This window comes from Brenneria corticis (genome assembly GCF_003115855.1).
Taxonomy (GTDB): domain Bacteria; phylum Pseudomonadota; class Gammaproteobacteria; order Enterobacterales; family Enterobacteriaceae; genus Brenneria; species Brenneria corticis.
In genome coordinates this window covers 154,775-174,930 of record NZ_KZ819076.1, presented here as the reverse complement: position 1 = coordinate 174,930, position 20,156 = coordinate 154,775, and the positions used below count along the sequence as shown (strand labels likewise).

At 58.1% G+C, this 20,156-nt stretch carries 14 protein-coding genes; 7 read left to right on the top strand and 7 right to left on the bottom strand.

Annotated elements, in window-relative coordinates; all coding sequences use genetic code 11:
* Positions 1-139 precede the first annotated feature (139 nt).
* The 3 genes from adhE (at position 140) to ilvN (ending at position 5,223) form a co-directional block, all read left to right on the top strand.
* Positions 140-2,815 carry a bifunctional acetaldehyde-CoA/alcohol dehydrogenase gene (gene adhE, locus DDT56_RS08835; protein ID WP_136166086.1) on the top strand — a complete coding sequence of 892 codons (2,676 nt, stop codon included), beginning with the start codon at positions 140-142 and terminating at the stop codon, positions 2,813-2,815.
* 445 nt (positions 2,816-3,260) lie between these two features.
* A complete protein-coding gene (ilvB, locus tag DDT56_RS08825) occupies positions 3,261-4,925 on the top strand; it encodes an acetolactate synthase large subunit (protein WP_136166084.1) in 1,665 nt (554 codons plus the stop codon).
* A 4-nt stretch (positions 4,926-4,929) separates the two neighbouring features.
* Positions 4,930-5,223, top strand: a complete 294-nt coding sequence (gene ilvN, locus DDT56_RS08820) for an acetolactate synthase small subunit (RefSeq protein ID WP_136166083.1) — start codon at positions 4,930-4,932, stop codon at positions 5,221-5,223.
* Between the two features lie 63 nt (positions 5,224-5,286).
* Here ilvN and DDT56_RS08815 read toward each other — a convergent pair whose 3' ends face one another.
* The 6 genes from DDT56_RS08815 to DDT56_RS08790 form a co-directional block, all read right to left on the bottom strand.
* Entirely contained in the window at positions 5,287-6,057 is a 771-nt protein-coding gene (locus DDT56_RS08815; RefSeq protein ID WP_136166082.1) for a DedA family protein, read from the bottom strand.
* Positions 6,058-6,151: 94 nt separating this feature from the next.
* Entirely contained in the window at positions 6,152-6,847 is a 696-nt protein-coding gene (locus DDT56_RS08810) for an ABC transporter ATP-binding protein (protein ID WP_136166081.1), read from the bottom strand.
* Positions 6,840-7,619 carry an ABC transporter ATP-binding protein gene (locus tag DDT56_RS08805; protein ID WP_136166080.1) on the bottom strand — a complete coding sequence of 260 codons (780 nt, stop codon included), beginning with the start codon at positions 7,617-7,619 and terminating at the stop codon, positions 6,840-6,842. The genes DDT56_RS08810 and DDT56_RS08805 overlap by 8 nt, the downstream gene beginning before the upstream one ends.
* The gene (locus DDT56_RS08800) at positions 7,609-8,592 is read right to left on the bottom strand and encodes a branched-chain amino acid ABC transporter permease (protein ID WP_246856753.1); all 984 of its coding nucleotides are present in this window, start codon (positions 8,590-8,592) and stop codon (positions 7,609-7,611) included. Before DDT56_RS08800 ends, DDT56_RS08805 begins: the two co-directional genes overlap by 11 nt.
* A gap of 59 nt (positions 8,593-8,651) precedes the next feature.
* Complete coding sequence (locus DDT56_RS08795) at positions 8,652-9,551, bottom strand: branched-chain amino acid ABC transporter permease (RefSeq protein ID WP_136166078.1); 900 nt, start codon at positions 9,549-9,551, stop codon at positions 8,652-8,654.
* A gap of 128 nt (positions 9,552-9,679) precedes the next feature.
* Complete coding sequence (locus DDT56_RS08790) at positions 9,680-10,816, bottom strand: ABC transporter substrate-binding protein (protein WP_136166077.1); 1,137 nt, start codon at positions 10,814-10,816, stop codon at positions 9,680-9,682.
* Between the two features lie 585 nt (positions 10,817-11,401).
* Here DDT56_RS08790 and DDT56_RS08785 point away from each other — a divergent pair.
* The 4 genes from DDT56_RS08785 (at position 11,402) to rluA (ending at position 19,232) form a co-directional block, all read left to right on the top strand.
* Positions 11,402-12,979, top strand: a complete 1,578-nt coding sequence (locus DDT56_RS08785) for a sensor domain-containing diguanylate cyclase (RefSeq protein ID WP_168197594.1) — start codon at positions 11,402-11,404, stop codon at positions 12,977-12,979.
* A gap of 134 nt (positions 12,980-13,113) precedes the next feature.
* Positions 13,114-15,480 (top strand): DNA polymerase II, encoded by a 2,367-nt coding sequence (locus tag DDT56_RS08780; protein WP_136166075.1) that lies wholly within the window; start codon positions 13,114-13,116, stop codon positions 15,478-15,480.
* 174 nt (positions 15,481-15,654) lie between these two features.
* On the top strand, positions 15,655-18,558 hold the full coding sequence (gene rapA, locus DDT56_RS08775) for an RNA polymerase-associated protein RapA (RefSeq protein WP_136166074.1): 2,904 nt from the start codon (positions 15,655-15,657) through the stop codon (positions 18,556-18,558).
* A gap of 20 nt (positions 18,559-18,578) precedes the next feature.
* Complete coding sequence (gene rluA, locus DDT56_RS08770) at positions 18,579-19,232, top strand: bifunctional tRNA pseudouridine(32) synthase/23S rRNA pseudouridine(746) synthase RluA (RefSeq protein ID WP_136166073.1); 654 nt, start codon at positions 18,579-18,581, stop codon at positions 19,230-19,232.
* A 54-nt stretch (positions 19,233-19,286) separates the two neighbouring features.
* Here the strand turns inward: rluA and djlA are convergent, their stop codons facing one another.
* Entirely contained in the window at positions 19,287-20,156 is an 870-nt protein-coding gene (gene djlA / locus DDT56_RS08765; RefSeq protein ID WP_136166072.1) for a co-chaperone DjlA, read from the bottom strand.

Genomic DNA, 20,156 nt, shown 5'->3' with positions numbered 1-20,156 from the left:
GGTTTGTGAAACGAATGCCCGGAGGTGGAAGCAAAAGCCCTGGCAAGCGCGCACGATGCGTCGTTACCAGCCTCGTGGGCTATTGCCGTCTTACTCAGGGAAAGCCCCTGGCAAATATATTGCACAATTGGAGACCACCATGGCCGTAACACAAATTGATGATCTTGACTCCTTGGTTGCCCGGGTAAAAAAGGCCCAACGCATCTACGCCGATTATACGCAGGAACAGGTAGATAACATATTCCACGCCGCCGCGCTTGCCGCCGCCGCCTATCGCATTCCGTTGGCGAAAATGGCGGTGGAGGAATCAGGTATGGGCGTGGTGGAGGATAAAGTAACCAAGAACCACTTCGCATCCGAATACATTTACAACGCCTATAAAAATGAGAAGACCTGCGGCATCCTGTCGGAAGATGACGCCTACGGCACCATCACCATCGCCGCGCCCGTCGGTCTGATCTGCGGTATCGTTCCCACCACCAACCCGACCTCCACCGCGATTTTCAAAGCGCTGATCAGCCTGAAAACGCGCAACGGCATTATTTTCTCGCCGCACCCGCGGGCGAAAAACTCCACCAACAGGGCGCTCGAGATCGTGCTGCAGGCCGCGGTCGCCGCCGGCGCTCCGGAGGATATCATCGGCTGGATTACCGAGCCCTCCATCGACCTGACCAACCAGCTGATGCATCACCCGGATATCAATCTGATCCTCGCCACCGGCGGTCCGGGAATGGTAAAGGCGGCCTACAGCTCCGGAAAACCGGCCCTGGGCGTCGGCCCCGGAAACACGCCGGTGGTGGTGGATGAAAGCGCCGACGTCAAACGGTTCGTCGCCTCCATTCTGATGTCGAAAACCTTCGATAACGGCATGATCTGTTCGTCCGAGCAGTCCGCCATCGTCGTCAAGAGCATTTACGACGACGTGCGCGCGACTTTTAGCGCCCAGGGCGGCTATCTCCTTCAGGGCAGCGAGCTCGCGGCGGTAGGCGGCATTCTGAGAAAGAACGGCGGGTTGAATGCCGCCATCGTCGGCCAGTCGGCGGTAAAAATTGCCGAAATGGCCGGCATCAGCGTTCCGCCGGATACCAAGGTGCTGATTGGAGAAGTCACCAAAGCCGATGAGACCGAACCTTTCGCCCATGAGAAACTCTCCCCCACGCTGGCGCTGTACCGGGCGCAGAATTTCAGCGAAGCGGTCGATATCGCTGAAAAACTGCTCAATATGGAAGGTATCGGCCACACCAGCTGCCTGTACACCGATCAGGACAACCATGCCCACCGCGTGCTCTATTTCGGTGAAAGGATGAAAACCTCCCGGGTGCTGATCAATACGCCGACCTCTTACGGCGGCATCGGCGATCTGTACAACTTCAAGCTGGTGCCCTCACTGACGCTGGGCTGCGGCTCCTGGGGAGGCAACTCCGTCTCGGAAAACGTGGGTCCCAAACACCTTCTCAATATAAAAACCGTAGCCAAGCGAGCGGAAAATATGTTGTGGCATAAACTTCCCAAATCCATCTATTTCCGGCGCGGTTCGCTTCCCGTCGCCCTGTCAGAGGTCGTACAGGACGGTGCGAAACGCGTATTTATCGTTACCGACCGTTTCCTGTTCAACAACGGCTATGCCGATCAGGTGATATCGCGTCTGAAACAGCACGGCGTCGCTACCGAAGTGTTCTTCGAGGTGGAGGCCGACCCGACGCTGAGCATTGTTCGCAAGGGAACAGAGCAGGTGAACGCCTTCGGACCGGATGTGATCATCGCGCTGGGCGGCGGTTCGCCGATGGATGCGGCCAAACTGATGTGGGTGATGTATGAACACCCGGAAACCCGTTTCGACGATCTGGCGCTGCGCTTTATGGATATCCGCAAACGCATCCACACTTTCCCGAAAATGGGGGTGAAGGCGCGAATGATCTGCGTGCCCACCACCTCCGGCACCGGCTCCGAAGTGACGCCGTTCGCCGTGGTGACCGACGATGCGACGGGCCAGAAATATCCGCTGGCGGACTATGCGCTGACCCCGGATATGGCGATCGTCGATGCCGATCTGGTGATGACGATGCCGAAATCGCTGTGCGCCTTCGGCGGTCTGGATGCGGTCACCCACGCCACGGAAGCCTATGTGTCGGTGCTGGCCAATGAATTCAGCGACGGACAGGCACTGCAGGCGCTGAAACTGCTGCACGGCAATCTGGTTACCAGCTATCAGGAAGGGGCGAAAAACCCGGTGGCGCGCGAAAAAGTGCACAGCGCGGCGACCATCGCCGGCATCGCCTTTGCCAACGCCTTCCTCGGCGTATGCCATTCCATGGCGCATAAGCTGGGTTCCGAATTCCATATTCCGCACGGTCTGGCCAACGCCATGCTGATCTGCAATGTGATTCGCTATAACGCCACCGATAAACCGACCAAACAGGCGACGTTCAGCCAATACGGCTACCCGCAGGCGCGCAAACGCTATGCGGAAATCGCCGATCATCTGGCGCTCAGCGCTCCCGGCGACGACGTGGGACAGAAAATCGACAAACTTCTGGCCTGGCTGGAGGAAGCCAAGGCGGCGCTGGACGTTCCGGCCAGCATTCGCGACTTCGGCGTGCAGGAAGCGGATTTTCTGGCCAAGGTGGACAAACTGTCCGAGGACGCGTTCGACGACCAGTGCACCGGCGCCAACCCGCGCTACCCGCTGATCTCCGAACTGAAGCAGATTCTGCTGGATACCTACTACGGTCGTTCCTACAGCGATACGCCCAAGCAGGCCGCGGAATCCAAAACGACCACCAACGGCGGTAAAAAGGGGAAAGCGAAAAGCTGATAGCTAATTTCTACCCACCTCTGCGGGCTTATGCGCAACGGCGTATAAGCCCGGTTTGCCCCTAGGGGGCTGGCTCGCCGGAAGAACAGGTATTCATGTCCGGCAGCAGGCCGAAAATCACCAAATGTGATCCACACGCGGATTTTTAATGTTTTTCCCCTGTGGGTATTGTGTCTTTTTCATCAGTCGTGTTTATATAAAGCGGTTGCATATCATTAACAGGAATCCCATGAGACAGGCCTCTTCCACTTCAGCACTACTAAGCACCGTGCATGTTGACGCGGTCGTCGTCGTGCGCGTGGTCGTGGTGGTCGTCGGCAGCGCGCCGTAACGGGTTCCGAATCAAACCAAGATTCCCAAACCCCGCCGGCGCAAGCCGAGCGGGGTTTCTTGTTTCCACCCTCCCCGCTCCGCCACCGCGCCGGCCCTGATAAAGGATATGATCATGCGTTATACAGGCGCCCAATTGATCGTCCGGCTGCTCGAACGGCAGGGCATCACCACGGTGGCAGGCATTCCCGGCGGCGCTGCCCTGCCGTTATACGATGCGCTCGGCCAGAGTAAAACCATCCGCCACGTGCTGGCGCGCCATGAACAGGGCGCCGGCTTTATGGCCCAGGGCATGGCGCGGGCCAGCGGGCGGGCCGCCGTCTGTCTGGCCTCCAGCGGGCCGGGAGCCACCAATCTGCTGACCGCCATCGCCGACGCCAAGCTCGATTCGATTCCGCTGGTCTGCATCACCGGGCAGGTGCCTTCCGGCATGATCGGCACCGATGCCTTTCAGGAAGTGGACACCTACGGCATCTCCATTCCGGTCACCAAACATAACTATCTGGTGAGAGATATCCGGGATCTGCCGCGCGTCATTCCCGACGCCTTTCGCATCGCCCAGTCCGGTCGCCCCGGTCCGGTGTGGATTGATATTCCTAAAGACGTGCAAACCGCGGAAATCGAACTGGATGAACTGCCGGCGATAATCCCGCCCCCGGAGCCGCCGGCGCTCGACGGGCAAAAAATCGAGCAGGCCGCCGCGCTGATTAACGCCGCCCAGCGCCCGATTCTCTACCTTGGCGGCGGGATCATCAGCGCGTCCGCCCACCGCCAGGCCGTGCAACTGGCGGAACGCGCCGGTTTGCCCACCACCATGACGCTGATGGCGCTGGGCGCCATGCCGGCCGATCATCCGCTGTCGCTGGGCATGCTGGGAATGCACGCCGCGCGCTCAACCAATCTGATCCTGCAACAGGCGGATTTGCTGATTGTGCTGGGCGCCCGCTTTGACGACCGGGCGATTGGCAAGGCGGAACAGTTCTGCCCGCAGGCCGGCATCATTCATATTGATATCGATGAGGCTGAACTGGGTAAAATCAGACAGCCGCACGTTGCCCTGCATGCGGATGTCGCGCAGGCGCTGGACCGGTTGCTGCCGCTGGTCGCCCCCCAGCGGCGCGACGTCTGGCGCGCGACCGTCAGCGAACTGCAACGCGAGTTTCCGGTCAATATGCCGGGAACGGATGACCCATTGAGCCACTACGGGCTGATACGGGCCGCCGCGCAGGCGCTGAGCGACGAGGCGATTATCGCCACCGACGTCGGGCAGCATCAGATGTGGGTCGCCCAGTCCTATCCGCTGCGCAGGCCGCGACAGTGGCTGACTTCCGGCGGGCTGGGGACCATGGGCTTTGGCCTGCCCGCCGCGATCGGCGCCGCGCTGGCCGAGCCCGAGCGCACCGTGGCGTGCTTTTCCGGCGACGGCAGCCTGATGATGAATATTCAGGAAATGGCCACCGCCGCGGAAGAGGGGCTGAACGTCAAAATCATTCTGCTGAACAATCAGTCCCTTGGCCTGGTTCACCAGCAACAGGAGCTGTTTTTCCAGCAGCGTATCTTTGCGGCGGACTACCGCCGCCGCACCGACTTTCTGGCCATCGCCGCGGGCTTCGGTTTCGCCACCTGCGATCTGAATGCGGCGGCGGATCCCCGCGCCGCTCTGGCCGATGCGCTGAACCAGCCGGGACCGGCCCTGATCCACGTGTTGATCGACGCCAATGAAAAAGTTTATCCGATGGTGCCGCCGGGCGCCGCCAACATCGATATGATTGGAGAGTAATACCATGCCAACTCAATCAGCCTCAAAACAGGTGACGCTGGAGCTAGCGGTACGCAACCACCCCGGCGTGATGTCTCACGTATGCGGCCTGTTTGCCCGCCGGGCGTTTAACGTCGAAGGGATCTTGTGTATGCCGCTGGAGGGGGGCGACGAAAGCCGCATCTGGCTGCTGGTGCAGGACGACCAGCGGCTGCAACAGATGGTAAGCCAGGTGGAAAAACTGGAGGATGTGCTGGAGGTGCGCCGCCACGGCGATGAAATGCGTATCTTTGATCAGGTGGCGGAATTTTATCGCTGAGCGCCCGACCGCCCTCGCGCAATGACGATCCCGCAGGCATCCCATTGCGCGAGGGGCGGCGATTTAGCCATTCAGCACTTGCCACAGCAGGTGGCGATAGACGGGCATTAACGGATGCTGCAGCAGCATCGTCAGCACCGCGCCCGCCGCCAGCAGCGCCAGCGGCGTTACCCAGCGTAAACGGTTTATCGGCAGCCACCGGCTGAGCCCGTCGCGCTTTTTACGTTTATCTCCCCGCCACCAGCGCCAACTCAGCCACGCCGCGCTCCACAGCAGTAACACCGTCGCCAGCAGCAACCATTTAAAACCGGCGCCGTTGGCGGCGGCGGGAATATCAATGGCGACGCCCGCCAATATGCCGGGTAAAAAATAGATCGGCGGCCATAACAGGCAACCGATAATATTCGGCAAGGCGAATTTATAGGGCGAGAGTTCCAGCATCCCGGCAACCAGCGGGATCAGCGGGCGGGTCGGGCCGACGAAGCGCCCGATCAGCACGGTGGCGATATGGTGTTGATGCAGCGCATATTCCGTTTTGCGCAACATGGTCTGGTGTTTTTTCAGGAAAGACCAGCGATGCAGCGATCCCTTAAAACCCCGGCCGATAAAATAAGAGATCCAGTCTCCCAGCAGACAGCCGACAATCCCCGCGCCCCACGCCGGGTACAGCCCCACCTTGCCGCTGCCGATCAACGCCCCCAGCGTCGCCATCATCACCGTTCCCGGCAACAGCAGGCCGACCAGCGCCAGAGATTCCAGAAAGGCGACCAGCATGACGGCAAGCAGTACATAGGCTAATGACTGCGTCACCAGATGATCCAGCCATGCTTCCATAAAATCCCAACTCGTTGGTGATAAAAAAGGGATTGTGTGGATCTTGGCTGATGCCGTCAACCGGTCATTTTCAGTATTTACGCCAGAAGGAAATCTACCCCCCCAGATACATCTTTTTCACGTCGGGATTGGCCAGAATCGCCTGCGCCTGACCTTGCAGCACGATCTTGCCGTTCTCCAGCACATAGGCGCGATCGGCAATCTTCAGCGCGGCGGTGGCGTTCTGCTCCACCAGCAGGATGGTGATATTATCCTTCTGCAACTGCTTGATGATGCCGAACATTTCGCCCACGATCTTGGGCGCCAGCCCCAGGCTGGGTTCGTCCAGCATCAGCAGCACCGGCTCGCTCATCAGCGCCCTGGCAATCGCCAGCATCTGCTGCTCCCCGCCGCTCATGGTGCCGGCCAGTTGGCTGCGCCGCTCTTTCAGCCGCGGAAACAGCGTATACATTTTATCTTTCAGATGGTTGAAATTAAGCGGATTGTTGTACGCCCCCATACGCAGGTTTTCTTCGATGGTCAGGTTGGTGAACACCTTGCGCCCTTCCGGCACCAGCGCCAGCCCTTTGCGCACAATCTGATGCGTCAGGCTGTGGGAGATATCCTCATTGAGGAAACTCACCTGTCCGGTCGATTTCACCAGATTGATAATGCCGTTCAGCGTGGAGGTTTTCCCCGCGCCGTTGCTGCCGATCAGGGTAACGATCTCGCTGTTGTTCACCTCGATGTCGATCCCTTTCAATCCCTGAATCAGCCCATAAAACACCTGTAGATCAGCGGCCTTAAGCATAATCGACCTCTCCGAGATACGCGGCAATCACCTCTTTATTGTTAATGGCCTCATGGGTGGTGCCGCTAAACAGCGGTTTGCCATAGTCCAGCACCAGCACCCGTTCACACAGAGTGTTGACGAAAGACATATCGTGCTCAATCAGCAAAACCGTTAATTGGTAATCCTCGCGCATTTTAAAAATCAGCTGCGCCAGCTCGTTGGTTTCCCTGGGATTCATGCCGGCCGCCGGTTCGTCCAGCAGCAGTAGCGCGGGCGACGTGGCCAATGCCCTGGCGATCTCCACTTTACGCTGATTGCCGTAACTCAGGTTGGTGGCCAGCGAATCCGCATGCTGCGCGATGCCGATGTAGTCGAGAATCTCCATCGCCTGCGCTTTGGCCCGTTTTTCCGCCGCGAAAAAGCGCCCCATATGCAGCGCCGCCTCAATAAAAGAGTAGTGAATGGCGCGATCAAAACCGATTAATACGTTCTCCAGCACCGTCATGGAATTGAACAAACGAATATTCTGGAAGGTGCGGGCAATGCCGCGATTGACCACCTGATTCGGTTTCAGGCCGGTAATTTTTTCACTGCCCAGCATCACCGTTCCCGAGGTCGGTTTATAGTTGGCGGTGATAACGTTAAACAGCGTGGTTTTCCCGGCGCCGTTGGGGCCGATCAGGCCAAAGATTTCCGCCGGATTAAGCGTAAAGCTGACGCCATCGATAGCCCGTAGTCCGCCAAATTGCATAATGACGTTATCAACGCTGAGAATGGGTTTATTTTCCATGACGGCGCCTCCTGCTCACTTCCCAGATTTCCTGCTTGCCCAGCAGCCCTTCGCGGGCGAAAAGCATAATGATCAGCAGTACCAATGAAAAAACCACCATCCGTAAACCGGGATAAGTTCCCAAATTCTCGCCGAACAGGTTCAGCGGCTGGTCAAGGAAGCGCAGCCACTCGCCGCTGCCCACCACCACAATGGTGCCCAGAATGGCGCCGGTGGTGCTGCCCAGCCCGCCCAGCACAATGATGATCAGCAGTTGGAAGGTCAGCATAAAATCAAACAGATCGGGAGAAATAATCGTCAATAGCGAAGCCAGCAAACCGCCGCCGATCCCTTCCAGAAAGGCACTGGTGGCAAAGGCGCAGGTTTTGATTTTAAAGGTATTAATCCCCATGGCGATCGCCGCGTCCTCATCGTCGCGCACCGCCTTCATCGCCCGGCCGTATTTGGAATAGACGATCTGTAAAATAAGCAGCACCGCGATCAGGGCGATAAAGCCGCACCAGTACAGCATATTGCTGGCCTGGGGGATTTCGTTCAGACCTATGGCGCCGTTGGTGATTTGCGGATTATTAATCGCCAGGATTTTAATGATAAAACCAAACCCCAGGGTGACAATCGCCAGATAGTCGCCGCGCACCCGAAAAACCGGAAACGCCAGGCATACCGCCAGCAGCGAGGCGCAGATGCCGCTGATAATCAGCGCGGGCAGAAAGGAGGTATGCAGCGCCAGCACCAGCGCGCTGGGGGAAGCCATCTCATACATATCCAGCTTGGTTTCCGCGCTTAGCAACAGGATGGCGGTAATGTAGGCGCCGACGGCGACGAAACCGTTGGGCTCAAGGGATAGCTGGCCGGTGACGCCGTTAATCAGGTTGTAGCTCACCGCCAGGATCATAAAAATAAAAATATTGCACACGATACGCAGCACGTAATCGTCAAACAGATGCTGCAACGCAAACAGCGCCAGCAGCATAATCGCAAATAGCCCGGCATAGCCGCCCAGCAGCGAAAAGGAATTGGTTGGCATTCTCATCAGAAACGGCTCCTTTCCAGTCTTTCATCACCCATAATGCCGACCGGCCTGAATAACAGGACCAAAATCAAAAACATAAATGCAAAGGCGTCTTTATATCCGCCCAGTTCCGGAAATATCGCCACGGCGACCACTTCGGTGAAGCCCAGAATAAAACCGCCGATCACCGCCCCGGTTACGCTGCCGATACCGCCCAGTACGGCGGCGGCAAACGCTTTCAGACCGATTAATACCCCCATTAACGGATCGATGGTCGGGTAGCTGGTGGCGTAAAAAATTCCGCCCAGCGCCGCCAGCGAACTGCCCAACGCGAAGACAAAGGCGATGATATGGTTGGCGTCCACCCCCATCAGGCGGACGGTATTGACATCAAAGGCCACCGCGCGGATCGCCATCCCCTGCCGGGTGCGGTAGAGGATAAACAGGATGCAGCCCAACAATACCAGCGTGACCAGCGGCACCAGCCAGGCGACGTTGGTGATAATGATGCCGCCGAAGGAAACGGTTTGATTAAAAAATTCCGGCGCGGCGAAGAAACGCGGGCTGCCGCCGAACAGCACATTAAACAGATTCTCCAAAAAGAAACTCACGCCAATGGCGGTAATCAGCATGGATATTTTGGAAGCCTGCCGCAGCGGGCGGTAGGCAATCTGATCGATGCACACCCCCAGCAGGGCCGAAAAGAGAACGGCGAATAAAATAGCGGCCCCGAAAGGCAGCTCAAAGGTGGTGGAACCGAACAGGGCAAGGAATGCCCCCACCATCATGATATCGGCATGAGCGAAGTTGATCAGTCGTAATACGCCGTAAACCATGGTGTACCCAATAGCAATCAGCGCATACATACTGCCCAGGCTCATGCCGTTAACCACTTGCTGAAAGAAAATGGCCGCATCCATAAATTCAATCCTTATTAGCCTTTATTTAGCCAGTCAACTTCACGCTGCGGCGTGGAACGCGGCTTTACGCCCTCCTGAAAGGAGTCGCGTAAAGGACGTCGCCGCAGCTTAAAAAATGCCAGGGATAATTAAGGATTAACCACCGTCTTGAAGACCATTTTTCCATCTTTGACTTCGTTTATGACCGCGCTACGGATTGCATCGCCGTCTTTCAGCGTCAGCGTGCCGGTCACGCCGGTAAAATTATTGGTGGCGCGGATTTTTTCATTGACGCAAACCCGGTCTTTGGGGTCGCTGCACTGGTTCATGCCGTTGACGATCATTTTGTAAGCGTCCGCGGTCATCGCGCCCCAGGTATGAGTCGGCTCTTTATATTTCGCTTCCCAGGCCTTGATAAATTTCTCCCCTTCCGGCGTCTGCTCTTTGGCGTCCGGCGAGTAGTAGTCGGTAGCCATATAGCCTTCGACCGCATCCTGCCCCAGAGTGAAGAAGATCTGGTCAGCCGCCAGCCCGTCGCCGCCGACCACCGGCGCCTTCAGCCCCAGCTGTTTGGCCTGTACCGCGATCAGCGCCGCTTCGGTGTAATAGATCGGCATATAGATCATATCGACGTTTTTAGCCTTGATGGTGGAGAGCTGCGCTTTGAAGTCCTTGCTGCCGCCCGGCACCTGAACTTCGATGGGAATGGCGCCGCCGTTTTTCAGAAACTGGGTGCGGAAGGATTTTGCCAGACCGACGGAATAGTCGTTGCTGCTGTCGAACATGATGGCGGCGGTTTTCGCCCCCAAATCGCGCGATGCCAGATTGGCGCCGACCACGCCCTGGAAGCTATCGGAAAAACATACGCGGCTGACGTACTGGCGGTTGCGAGTCACGCGGTCGTTGGTGGCGGTCGGGGAGACCAGCGGAGTTTTGGTGTCTTCGGCCATTTTGGTCATCGCCATCGTATTGGTCGAGGTGACCTCCCCGATCACCGCGTCGACTTTATCGCTGGAGACCAGACGCTGCATGGCGTTGGCCGCCTCCACCTTGTCGCTTTTGTCATCAATGATGACCAGTTTAATGGTATCGCCGTTTTTCAGCGTCGGCTCCAGGCTATTAATCAGCTCAACGCCTTTTTGCGAGGGTTGTCCAAAACCGCTAAGCGGTCCGCTTAAAGGCAGGACGACGCCGATTTTCACTTCGGCCGCCAGCGCGCTATTGGCGCAAAGAACAGAGGAAACAAATGCGGCCGCTACCGTTATTCTGACAAAATTGTTATTCATGATCGCCTCTTTGATAATGAGAGATGCACATCCCAGTAATGGAATAAAGCCGTACGCCTGACTGTGAGAGTCTGAAAATTGCCGCAGGGATATATTCTGCTGGCGGAACGGAAATCAGCAATAAATGTGCCAGAACGATAAAATCGTTATTAACCAATTAATAAATAATGAAAAAAATGATTTGTTACGGTAGAAAAAACGGCAGAGCGGAAAAGGCATAAAGGGAAATGCACCAATTTGTTTCGTCGTTGCTTTTAAAAAGTGCGTCGGGGTTAACAGCCAGATTCTATAAGTAAATCAGCTCCTCAGGGCGAGCCGGCAATATTGTATCCTGATGATTGTCATCTATTATTTATGCCCCGCTCTGGCGTGACGGTAAATAGATGCCATAGTGATTATTCCTTTAAATATGTTATTCCCCACTTTTTATGCTACAGCAGCAGGGGGGAAAAGTTTTTTGCATCAGGCATTGGCGAAAAACTTATCATCCCTTCGCCCAAGATGACTATACTAACCAGATTTTACAGGCCATATACCAGCACTTATGATAGCGACCATTTTTACCACCGCGCCAGTCTGCCCAATATGTTGTTAAAACGCTTCAATCACATCGGATTACGACGATTAATCTTACTGCTGGCCGTGACCAGCGCGCTGATTATGTTGATTAACAGTTTTTACGCCAGTTACCGGGTACAGCGTCAGCTGCTGATCGATAACACGTTGGAAGCCAATCGCGTTTACGCGGCCAAGCTGGCGGCCACCACCGATACCTTTTTCAAAACATCGCTGCAGCAATTAGCCTACAGCGCCGGCGAGATAGCGGACCACATGGATGACAGCGACCACCTGAACCAGGAAACCAGACGTATCGGGTTACAGAGCCGCAGTTTCAACACCGTATCCATTGTCGATGAACATGGCGTGGTCAAGGCGGCCTTTCCCGAAACGTTTCAATGGATAGGACAAAAGGTCACTACCGCCGGCGTAAGGCAGGCCCTGCAGGAAAAGGATCAGCTGATCAGTTCGCCTTATTCTTCCGTGGTCAATAACCTGATCGTCCTTGTCTCTGCGCCGATATTCAGCCGCGACGGGCGCTACCAGGGGTTTATCGGCGGCTCCATTCACCTGGAAAAACCTAGTATTCTCAACGAATTGCTTGACCAGCACTTTTATCAGGATGGTTCTTATATCTATGTTACCGACCACTTTAGAAAAATTCTGTACCACAAAGACCCCCAGCAGATCGGCGTCGTCGTCCACACCAGCCCGATAATGGATAGCCACAGGGAGAGCAACGGCAGCCGCAGGATGGGGGATAAACCGGGTCAAGAAATGCTGGTCGGATACGCCGTGGTTCCCGCCAACCGCTGGGAAGTGCTGGTGCTGCGCCCGACGAGTGAAACCTTAAAGCCGCTGGATAGCCTGATGATGAATGTGTTACGGCATACGTTGCCATTCGCCATGCTGACCCTATTCGGCGTTTGGCTGCTGGCCCGGCTTATTGCCCAGCCGCTGTGGCTGCTGGCGAGCAGCGCCAATAAAATGGACTCGCAGAACGTTTCCGACGACATCAGAAAAATTCGTTCCTGGTATTTTGAGGCCACACAGCTTAAACAGGCGATGCTAATCGGCATCGATCTGCTACAGAAAAAGATCGGTAAACTAAGCTATGAAGCGCAAACCGACCCCATGACCGGGCTGTTCAACCGCCGGGGAATGGAAAGCATTCTGCGGTACTGGCAGATCGGCCAGAAAAGCTTCGCCATTGTCGCGCTGGATATCGACAGCTTCAAACGCGTTAACGACACCTATGGCCATGATGTCGGCGATAGCGTGATCGGCTATCTTGCTCAGCTTATCCGCAACAGTTCGCGCGACAGCGATATTTTATGCCGCAGCGGAGGGGAGGAGTTTCTGATTTTATTGCCGGAAGCCACGATGAAAATCGCGCTGGAGATTGCGGAACGCCTGCGCAACAGGGTGCAGCAAGCCGATATTCCGTCGGTCGGCCATATCACCATCTCGCTGGGTGTATCGCTGTGGGCGCCGCACCATCAGGACATCACCATGGAGCGGGCGTTTAAAATGGCGGACGAGGCGTTGTATAAGGCCAAACAGGAGGGCCGCAACCGGGTGATCGCCGCCGCGGACGCCCGCTGAGTCCGCCGGGATGGCGGCTTTAATTCCCCTCTGCCGTTCAACGGGCGATGTCGGCAAACCGCTGGACATCACCTGTATAAATAACCATACTTAATCCTCTTTCTCCCCCGGCAAACAACGAAAAGGCAGCCTTAGTGACCGAGACTCGTCAGGGCTTTATTCTCACCCGCCACTGGCATGACGCCCCCGCCGGCGCCCAGGTGGAATTCTGGCTCGCCACCGACGACGGTCCGCTGCTGGCCCGCCTGCCCGCGCAACAGGCCGTCGCTTTTATCCCCGTCGCGCAGCAGGACCAGGCCGGCCGCCTATTAGCCAAAGAGAGAGGCTGGCAGCTAAAGCCGCTGGAACTGCAGGATTTTCATCATCAGCCCCTGCTGGGGCTGTATTGCGGGCAATACCGCCAGTTGCTGCGGCTGGAAAAGCTGCTGCGCGAAGACGGGGTTCAGGTCTATGAGGCGGATATCCGCCCGCCCGACCGTTTTCTGATGGAGCGCTTTATTACCGCCTCCGTCTGGCTGAGCGGCGAGCGCGCGTCGCCCGGCCTGCTGACCCAGGCGCGGATGAAGCCCAATCCCGATTACCGCCCCGACCTCAAGCTGGTTTCGCTGGATATCGAAACCAACCGCCACGGCGAGCTGTACTGCATCGGCCTGCAAGGCTGCGGTCAACGTCAGGTTTATATGCTCGGCCCGGCCAACGGGCATGCCGCCGACGCCGATGATTTTACGCTGGAATATGTCGCCAGCCGCCCGCAACTGCTGGAAAAGCTGAACCAGTGGCTGCAACGACACGATCCTGACGCCATTATCGGCTGGAATCTGGTGCAGTTCGACCTGCGGGTATTGCAAAAACACGCCGAGCGCTACCGTATCCCGCTGCGGCTGGGCCGCAACGGCGGTGAACTGGAGTGGCGCGAGCACGGCTTCAAGCCGGGGCATTTTTTTGCCGGCGCCGCGGGCCGGCTGATTATTGACGGCATCGAGGCGCTTAAGTCCGCCACCTGGAATTTCGCTTCCTTCAGCCTGGAATTTGTCGCACAGGCGCTGCTGGGCGAGGGGAAAGCCATCGATACCCCCTACCAGCGCATGGACGAAATCGACCGCCGCTTCGCCGAAGATAAACCGGCCCTCGCACGCTATAACCTGCAGGACTGCGAACTGGTTACCCGTATTTTCGCCAAAACGGAACTGATGCGTTTTTTACTGGAGCGCGCCAACGTGACCGGCCTGGCCGCCGATCGCAGCGGCGGCTCCGTCGCCGCCTTTACCCACCTCTACCTGCCGCGCATGCATCGCATGGGCTATGCGGCGCCTAACCTGGGAGAGGTCGCGCCGCAAGCCAGCCCCGGCGGATTCGTGATGGATTCCCGCCCCGGTTTATACGATTCGGTGCTGGTGCTGGATTACAAAAGCCTGTATCCGTCAATTATCCGCACCTTCCTGATCGACCCGGTGGGTCTGGCGGTGGGAATGCAGCACCCGGACGAACGGCACGCCGTCGCCGGTTTTCTCGGCGCCTGGTTTTCCCGCCGGCAGCACTGCCTGCCGGCCATCGTCGAGCATATCTGGCAAGGGCGCGAGGCCGCCAAACGCATCGGCAACCAACCGCTCTCCCAGGCGCTGAAGATCATCATGAACGCCTTTTACGGCGTGCTCGGCGCCAGCGGCTGCCGCTTTTTCGATCCCCGGCTGGCCTCTTCCATCACCCTGCGCGGTCATGAAATCATGCGCAAAACGCGCGAACTGATCGAACAACAGGGTTATCAGGTGATCTACGGCGATACCGACTCAACTTTTGTCTGGCTGCGGCGCGCCCATACGCAGGAAGAGGCGGCCCGCATCGGCGATACGCTGGTGCGGCAGGTCAACCAGTGGTGGCGCACGCATCTGCTGCAAACCCACGGGCTGACCAGCGCGCTGGAGCTGGAGTTTGAAACCCACTTCCGCCGTTTTCTGATGCCCACCATTCGCGGCGCCGAACAGGGCAGTAAAAAGCGCTACGCCGGGATGATTGATACGCCCCAGGGCGAAAAAATGATTTTTAAGGGACTGGAAACGGTGCGCACCGACTGGACGCCGCTGGCGCAACATTTTCAGCAGCAGCTTTATCTGCTTATCTTTCAGCAACGGCCTTATCAGCAATGGCTGCGGGACTATGTGGCGAAAACCCTGAACGGCGAATTCGATGCGCTGCTGGTTTACCGTAAACGGCTGCGCCGCCGGCTCGACGACTATCAGCGCAACGTGCCGCCCCATGCGCGGGCGGCCAAAATCGCCGATGACTACAATCGCCGACAGGGGCGACCGCTGCAATATCAAAACGGCGGCTGGATTAGCTACGTCATCACCACCAGCGGGCCGGAACCGCTGGAAACCCGGCATTCGCCGCTGGACTATCAGCACTACGTCGAGCGCCAGCTACAGCCGGTGGCCGATGCCATTCTTCCCTTTCTGCACGACGATTTCACTACCTTGATTACCGGTCAGATGGGGTTATTTTAATCATCGGCGTCCGCTGCGGGCTTTTGAGCAGGTGACGAACGCGTCGCCTTCCATTACCATAACGCCCTTTCTCAATCGACATCGACAACACCATTATCTTCTTCGTGCCGAATGCGCATGGCGAAATAGAACCCGACTCTATACCGACACAGACAAAAATCGAGCTAAGAATTTATGCCTTTTACACTTGGTCAGCGCTGGATCAGCGATACGGAAAGCGAACTTGGATTGGGTACGGTGATTGCGGTCGACAACCGCATGGTCACCCTGCTTTTCCCTGCCAGCGATGAAAACCGACTCTATTCCAGAAGCGATGCGCCCATCACCCGGGTGATGTTCAACCCCGGCGATATCGTCACCAGCCACGAAGGCTGGCAGCTGAAAGTAGACAGCGTCGGCGATGAGAACGGGCTGCTGGTGTATCGCGGCCAGCGTCTGGATAACGAGGCTCCGGCCGAACTGCGCGAAATCATGCTGGATAGCAAGCTGACGTTCAACAAGCCGCAGGATCGCCTGTTCGCCGGCCAGATCGACCGTATGGATCGCTTCGCCCTGCGCTACCGCGCGCGTAAACATCAGCACGAACAGGCGCTACAGCAGTGGGGCGGCCTGCGCGGCATGCGCGCCAGCCTGATCCCGCATCAGCTGCATATCGCCTACGAAGTCGGGCAGCGCCACGCGCCGCGCGTTCTGCTGGCGGATGAGGTCGGCCTGGGGAAAACCATCGAGGCCGGGATGATCATCCATCAGCAACTGCTGGCCGGCCGCGCCGAGCGGGTGCTAATCGTGGTGCCGGAAACCCTGCAGCACCAATGGCTGGTGGAGATGCTGCGCCGCTTCAACCTGCTGTTCTCGCTGTTTGACGATGAACGCTACGCGGAAGCGAAGCTGGACAGCGGCAACCCCTTTGAAACCGAGCAGTTGGTCATCTGTTCGCTGGACTTCGTACGGCGCAATGCGCAGCGTTTCGAACAGTTGGTCAATGCCGACTGGGGCCTGCTGGTGGTGGATGAGGCGCATCACCTCTCCTGGAGCGAAGAGGCGCCCAGCCCCGAATATCAGGCGGTCGAACGCCTGGCCGCCAATATTCCGGCGGTACTGCTGCTTACCGCCACGCCGGAACAGCTGGGCCAGCAAAGCCATTTCGCCCGTCTGCGCCTGCTCGATCCGAATCGCTTCCACGACTATCGGGAATTCGTCGCCGAACAGCGGCAATACCGCCCGGTGGCCGATGCGGTAACGCTGCTGCTGGCGGGAGAAAAAGCCAAAACGCCTGAGCTAAACGTGCTGAGCGAACTGCTCGGCGAGCAGGATATCGAACCGCTGCTGAAAGCGATTAACAGCGACAGCGAAGACAACCTGCGCGCGCGGCAGGAACTGATCGCCATGCTGATGGATCGCCACGGCACCAGCCGCGTGCTGTTCCGTAATACCCGTCAGGGGGTGAAAGGCTTCCCGCAGCGTATTCTGCATCAAATCCGCCTGCCGCTGCCGGCCCAGTATCAGACGGCGATAAAAGTGTCCGCCATTATGGGCGCCAACAAAGCGCCCGAAGCCCGCGCGCGCGATATGCTCTACCCGGAGCAGATTTATCAGCAGTTGGAAGGGAACGACGCCACCTGGTGGAATTTCGATCCCCGCGTCGAGTGGCTGCTCAATTACCTGACCGCCAACCGCCACGAAAAAGTGCTGGTGATCTGCGCGCAGGCCGCCACCGCGCTGCAGCTGGAACAGGTGCTGCGCACCCGCGAAGCCATTCGCGCCGCCGTTTTCCACGAAGGGCTGTCCATTCTTGAGCGCGACCGGGCGGCCGCCTATTTCGCCTCCGAGGAAGAAGGCGCGCAGGTGCTGATCTGCTCGGAGATCGGTTCCGAAGGCCGCAACTTCCAGTTCGCCAGCCAGCTGATCATGTTCGATCTGCCGTTCAACCCCGATCTGCTGGAACAGCGCATCGGGCGGTTGGATCGCATCGGCCAGACGCAGCAGATCCAGATCCTGATCCCGTATCTGGAAAATACCGCCCAGGCGCTGCTGGTGCGCTGGTATCACGAAGGGCTGGACGCATTCGAGCACACCTGCCCGACGGGCCGCACCATCTATGACGCCCATTATGCGCAGCTGATTGAACGACTGACCGCGCCGGGCGAACAGCAGGGTCTGGATGAATTTATCCGTCTCTGCCGCCAGCAGCATGAACAGCTTAAACAGCAGCTTGAGCAAGGGCGCGACCGCCTGCTGGAAATGCATTCCAACGGCGGCGAACAGGCGCAGAAGCTGGCGCAGGGCATCGCCGAACAGGATAACGACGTTAATCTGGTCACCTTTGCGCTTAATCTGTTTGATATCGTGGGCATTAATCAGGAGGATCGCAGCGATAATCTGATTATTCTGACGCCGTCCGACCATATGCTGGTGCCCGACTTCCCCGGCCTGCCGCAGGACGGCTGCACCATCACCTTCGATCGCGAACAGGCGCTGTCGCGCGAAGACGCGCAGTTTATCAGTTGGGAGCATCCGCTGATCCGCAACGGGCTTGATTTGATCCTCTCCGGCGATACCGGCAGCTGCGCCGTGTCGCTGTTGAAGAACAAGGCGTTGCCGGTCGGCACGCTGCTGGCGGAGCTGGTCTACGTGGTGGAGGCGCAGGCGCCGAAACATTTACAGTTGACGCGCTTCCTGCCGCCGACGCCGGTGCGCCTGCTGATGGACCGCAAAGGCGCCGACCTGGCCGGACAGGTGGAGTTTGAAAGCTTTAACCGCCAGCTCAGCGCCGTCAACCGCCATACCTCGAGCAAACTGGTGAACGCCGTCCAGGCGGACGTGCACGCCATGCTCAAGCAGGCGGAAGCGCTGGTGGAAGAACAGGCGCGTCGGCTGATCGCCGATGCCCAGCAGCAGGCGGACCAGCAATTGCGCCGCGAGCTGGAACGTCTGGAAGCGCTCAAGGCCGTCAACCCGAATATTCGCGACGATGAATTGAGCGCGCTGGAAAATCAGCGCGAGCAGGTGTTGCGTAACCTTCATCAGGCAAACTGGCGTCTGGACGCCATTCGCCTGGTGGTGGTCACCCACCAGTAGCCGGGAGAAAGGCATTATCGATGGAAGCCTACAACCCCCCCGCCGATCCCTGGCTGCATATCCTGTATCAGGATCGGCACATCATGGTGGTGAACAAGCCCAGCGGCTTGCTCTCCGTTCCCGGCCGCGCGCCGGAACACAAGGACAGCGTGATGAGCCGCATTCAGGCCGACTACCCCGACGCCCAGTCGGTCCATCGTCTGGATATGGCCACCAGCGGGGTGATGGTTGTGGCGCTGACCAAAGCGGCCGAGCGTGAGTTAAAGCGCCAGTTCCGCGAACGCGAGCCCAAAAAGTCCTATATCGCCCGCGTCTGGGGGATAATGGAGCGGGATGAGGGATTGATCGACCTGCCGCTGATTTGCGACTGGCCGAACCGGCCCAAACAGAAAGTCTGTTTTGAGCAGGGGAAAGCCGCGCAAACCGAATATCAGGTTTTGTCGCGCGACGGCGACGGCACCACCCGCGTCAGGCTGATGCCGATCACCGGACGCTCTCACCAGCTGCGCGTCCATCTGCTGGCGTTGGGCCACCCGATTCTCGGCGACGGCTTTTATGCCCATCCCGCCGCCAAAGCGCTGGCGCCCCGTCTGCTGCTTCACGCCCAGGAGCTGTGCATCACCCACCCGCAATTCAACGCGCCGATGCACTTTCGCTGTGAGGCGGACTTTTAAGGGCGATAGCGGGCGGCAGCAGAGAACGATAAAGGCGGGAAAAAGGAGACGTCGTTACTTTAATTGATCGGCGCTTTTCAGCAGTTCATAGGCGGCCTGAATATCCTGAGCCTTGCGCTTGGCCATATCCATCATCCTCGGCGATAGCCCCTTCGCCACCAGCTTATCCGGGTGGTGCTCGCTCATCAGCTTACGATAGGCGCGCTTAATCGTCGCCGCATCATCGTTGCGCCGTACGCCCAGCGTACGGCAGGCGCTTTCCAGCGTGGGTCCGCGCGGGGATACCGGCTGCCGCTGCCCGCCGTAAGAATGGCCGCCGGACGACTGGCCGCGGCGCTGGTGGGACTTTCCGCCCTGTCTGCCGTCGCCTTGCCTGGCGTGGTAGGCCGAACTTTCCATATTGCGCAGAAAAAACTCGAACTGCTCGCGGGTCACGCCCAGTTCGTCGGCGATAACATACAGCAAACGCCTTTCATTCGGATGCAGCACGCCGTCGACAAACGCCACCTGCAGCTGAATTTCCAGAAACATCTTAATCAGATCAAAACGCCCCAGGCAGGCATCGCGCAGTTTGCGCAGCCTAAGCCGCAGCGGGAAATGGCTGGCCTTGCCTTCGCGAAAAGCCTGCTGCGCCGCGGCTCTCGCCTCGCCGAACAGCTCAAGGCGATCCATCACCCTGGTGGCGATCTGGATATCCGCTTCCGTTACCCGTCCCTTGGATTTGGTAAGGTGGCCCATCGCCTGGAAGGTGGTGAGAAAAAACAGCGACTGGCGCGTGGACTGGGCGGAGAAAAAGTCACGGCGACGCGATGCCCGGGCCCGGTCAAGCCAGTGCCCCATCAGCAGTCCCGTGATGATTCCCCAGATGCCGCCGCTGGAGATAATTCCCAGCACAAGCCCCAGCAACTTTCCCCAATACCGCAT

Coding starts and splice junctions, on each gene's coding strand:
- adhE (WP_136166086.1), top strand. CDS start 140: ATGGCCGTAACACAAATTGATGATCTTGACTCCTTGGTTGCCCGGGTA.
- ilvB (WP_136166084.1), top strand. CDS start 3,261: ATGCGTTATACAGGCGCCCAATTGATCGTCCGGCTGCTCGAACGGCAG.
- ilvN (WP_136166083.1), top strand. CDS start 4,930: ATGCCAACTCAATCAGCCTCAAAACAGGTGACGCTGGAGCTAGCGGTA.
- DDT56_RS08815 (WP_136166082.1), bottom strand. CDS start 6,057: ATGGAAGCATGGCTGGATCATCTGGTGACGCAGTCATTAGCCTATGTA.
- DDT56_RS08810 (WP_136166081.1), bottom strand. CDS start 6,847: ATGCTTAAGGCCGCTGATCTACAGGTGTTTTATGGGCTGATTCAGGGA.
- DDT56_RS08805 (WP_136166080.1), bottom strand. CDS start 7,619: ATGGAAAATAAACCCATTCTCAGCGTTGATAACGTCATTATGCAATTT.
- DDT56_RS08800 (WP_246856753.1), bottom strand. CDS start 8,592: ATGCTGCTGGCGCTGTTTGCGTTGCAGCATCTGTTTGACGATTACGTG.
- DDT56_RS08795 (WP_136166078.1), bottom strand. CDS start 9,551: ATGGATGCGGCCATTTTCTTTCAGCAAGTGGTTAACGGCATGAGCCTG.
- DDT56_RS08790 (WP_136166077.1), bottom strand. CDS start 10,816: ATGAATAACAATTTTGTCAGAATAACGGTAGCGGCCGCATTTGTTTCC.
- DDT56_RS08785 (WP_168197594.1), top strand. CDS start 11,402: ATGTTGTTAAAACGCTTCAATCACATCGGATTACGACGATTAATCTTA.
- rapA (WP_136166074.1), top strand. CDS start 15,655: ATGCCTTTTACACTTGGTCAGCGCTGGATCAGCGATACGGAAAGCGAA.
- rluA (WP_136166073.1), top strand. CDS start 18,579: ATGGAAGCCTACAACCCCCCCGCCGATCCCTGGCTGCATATCCTGTAT.
- djlA (WP_136166072.1), bottom strand. CDS start 20,156: ATGCGGTATTGGGGAAAGTTGCTGGGGCTTGTGCTGGGAATTATCTCC.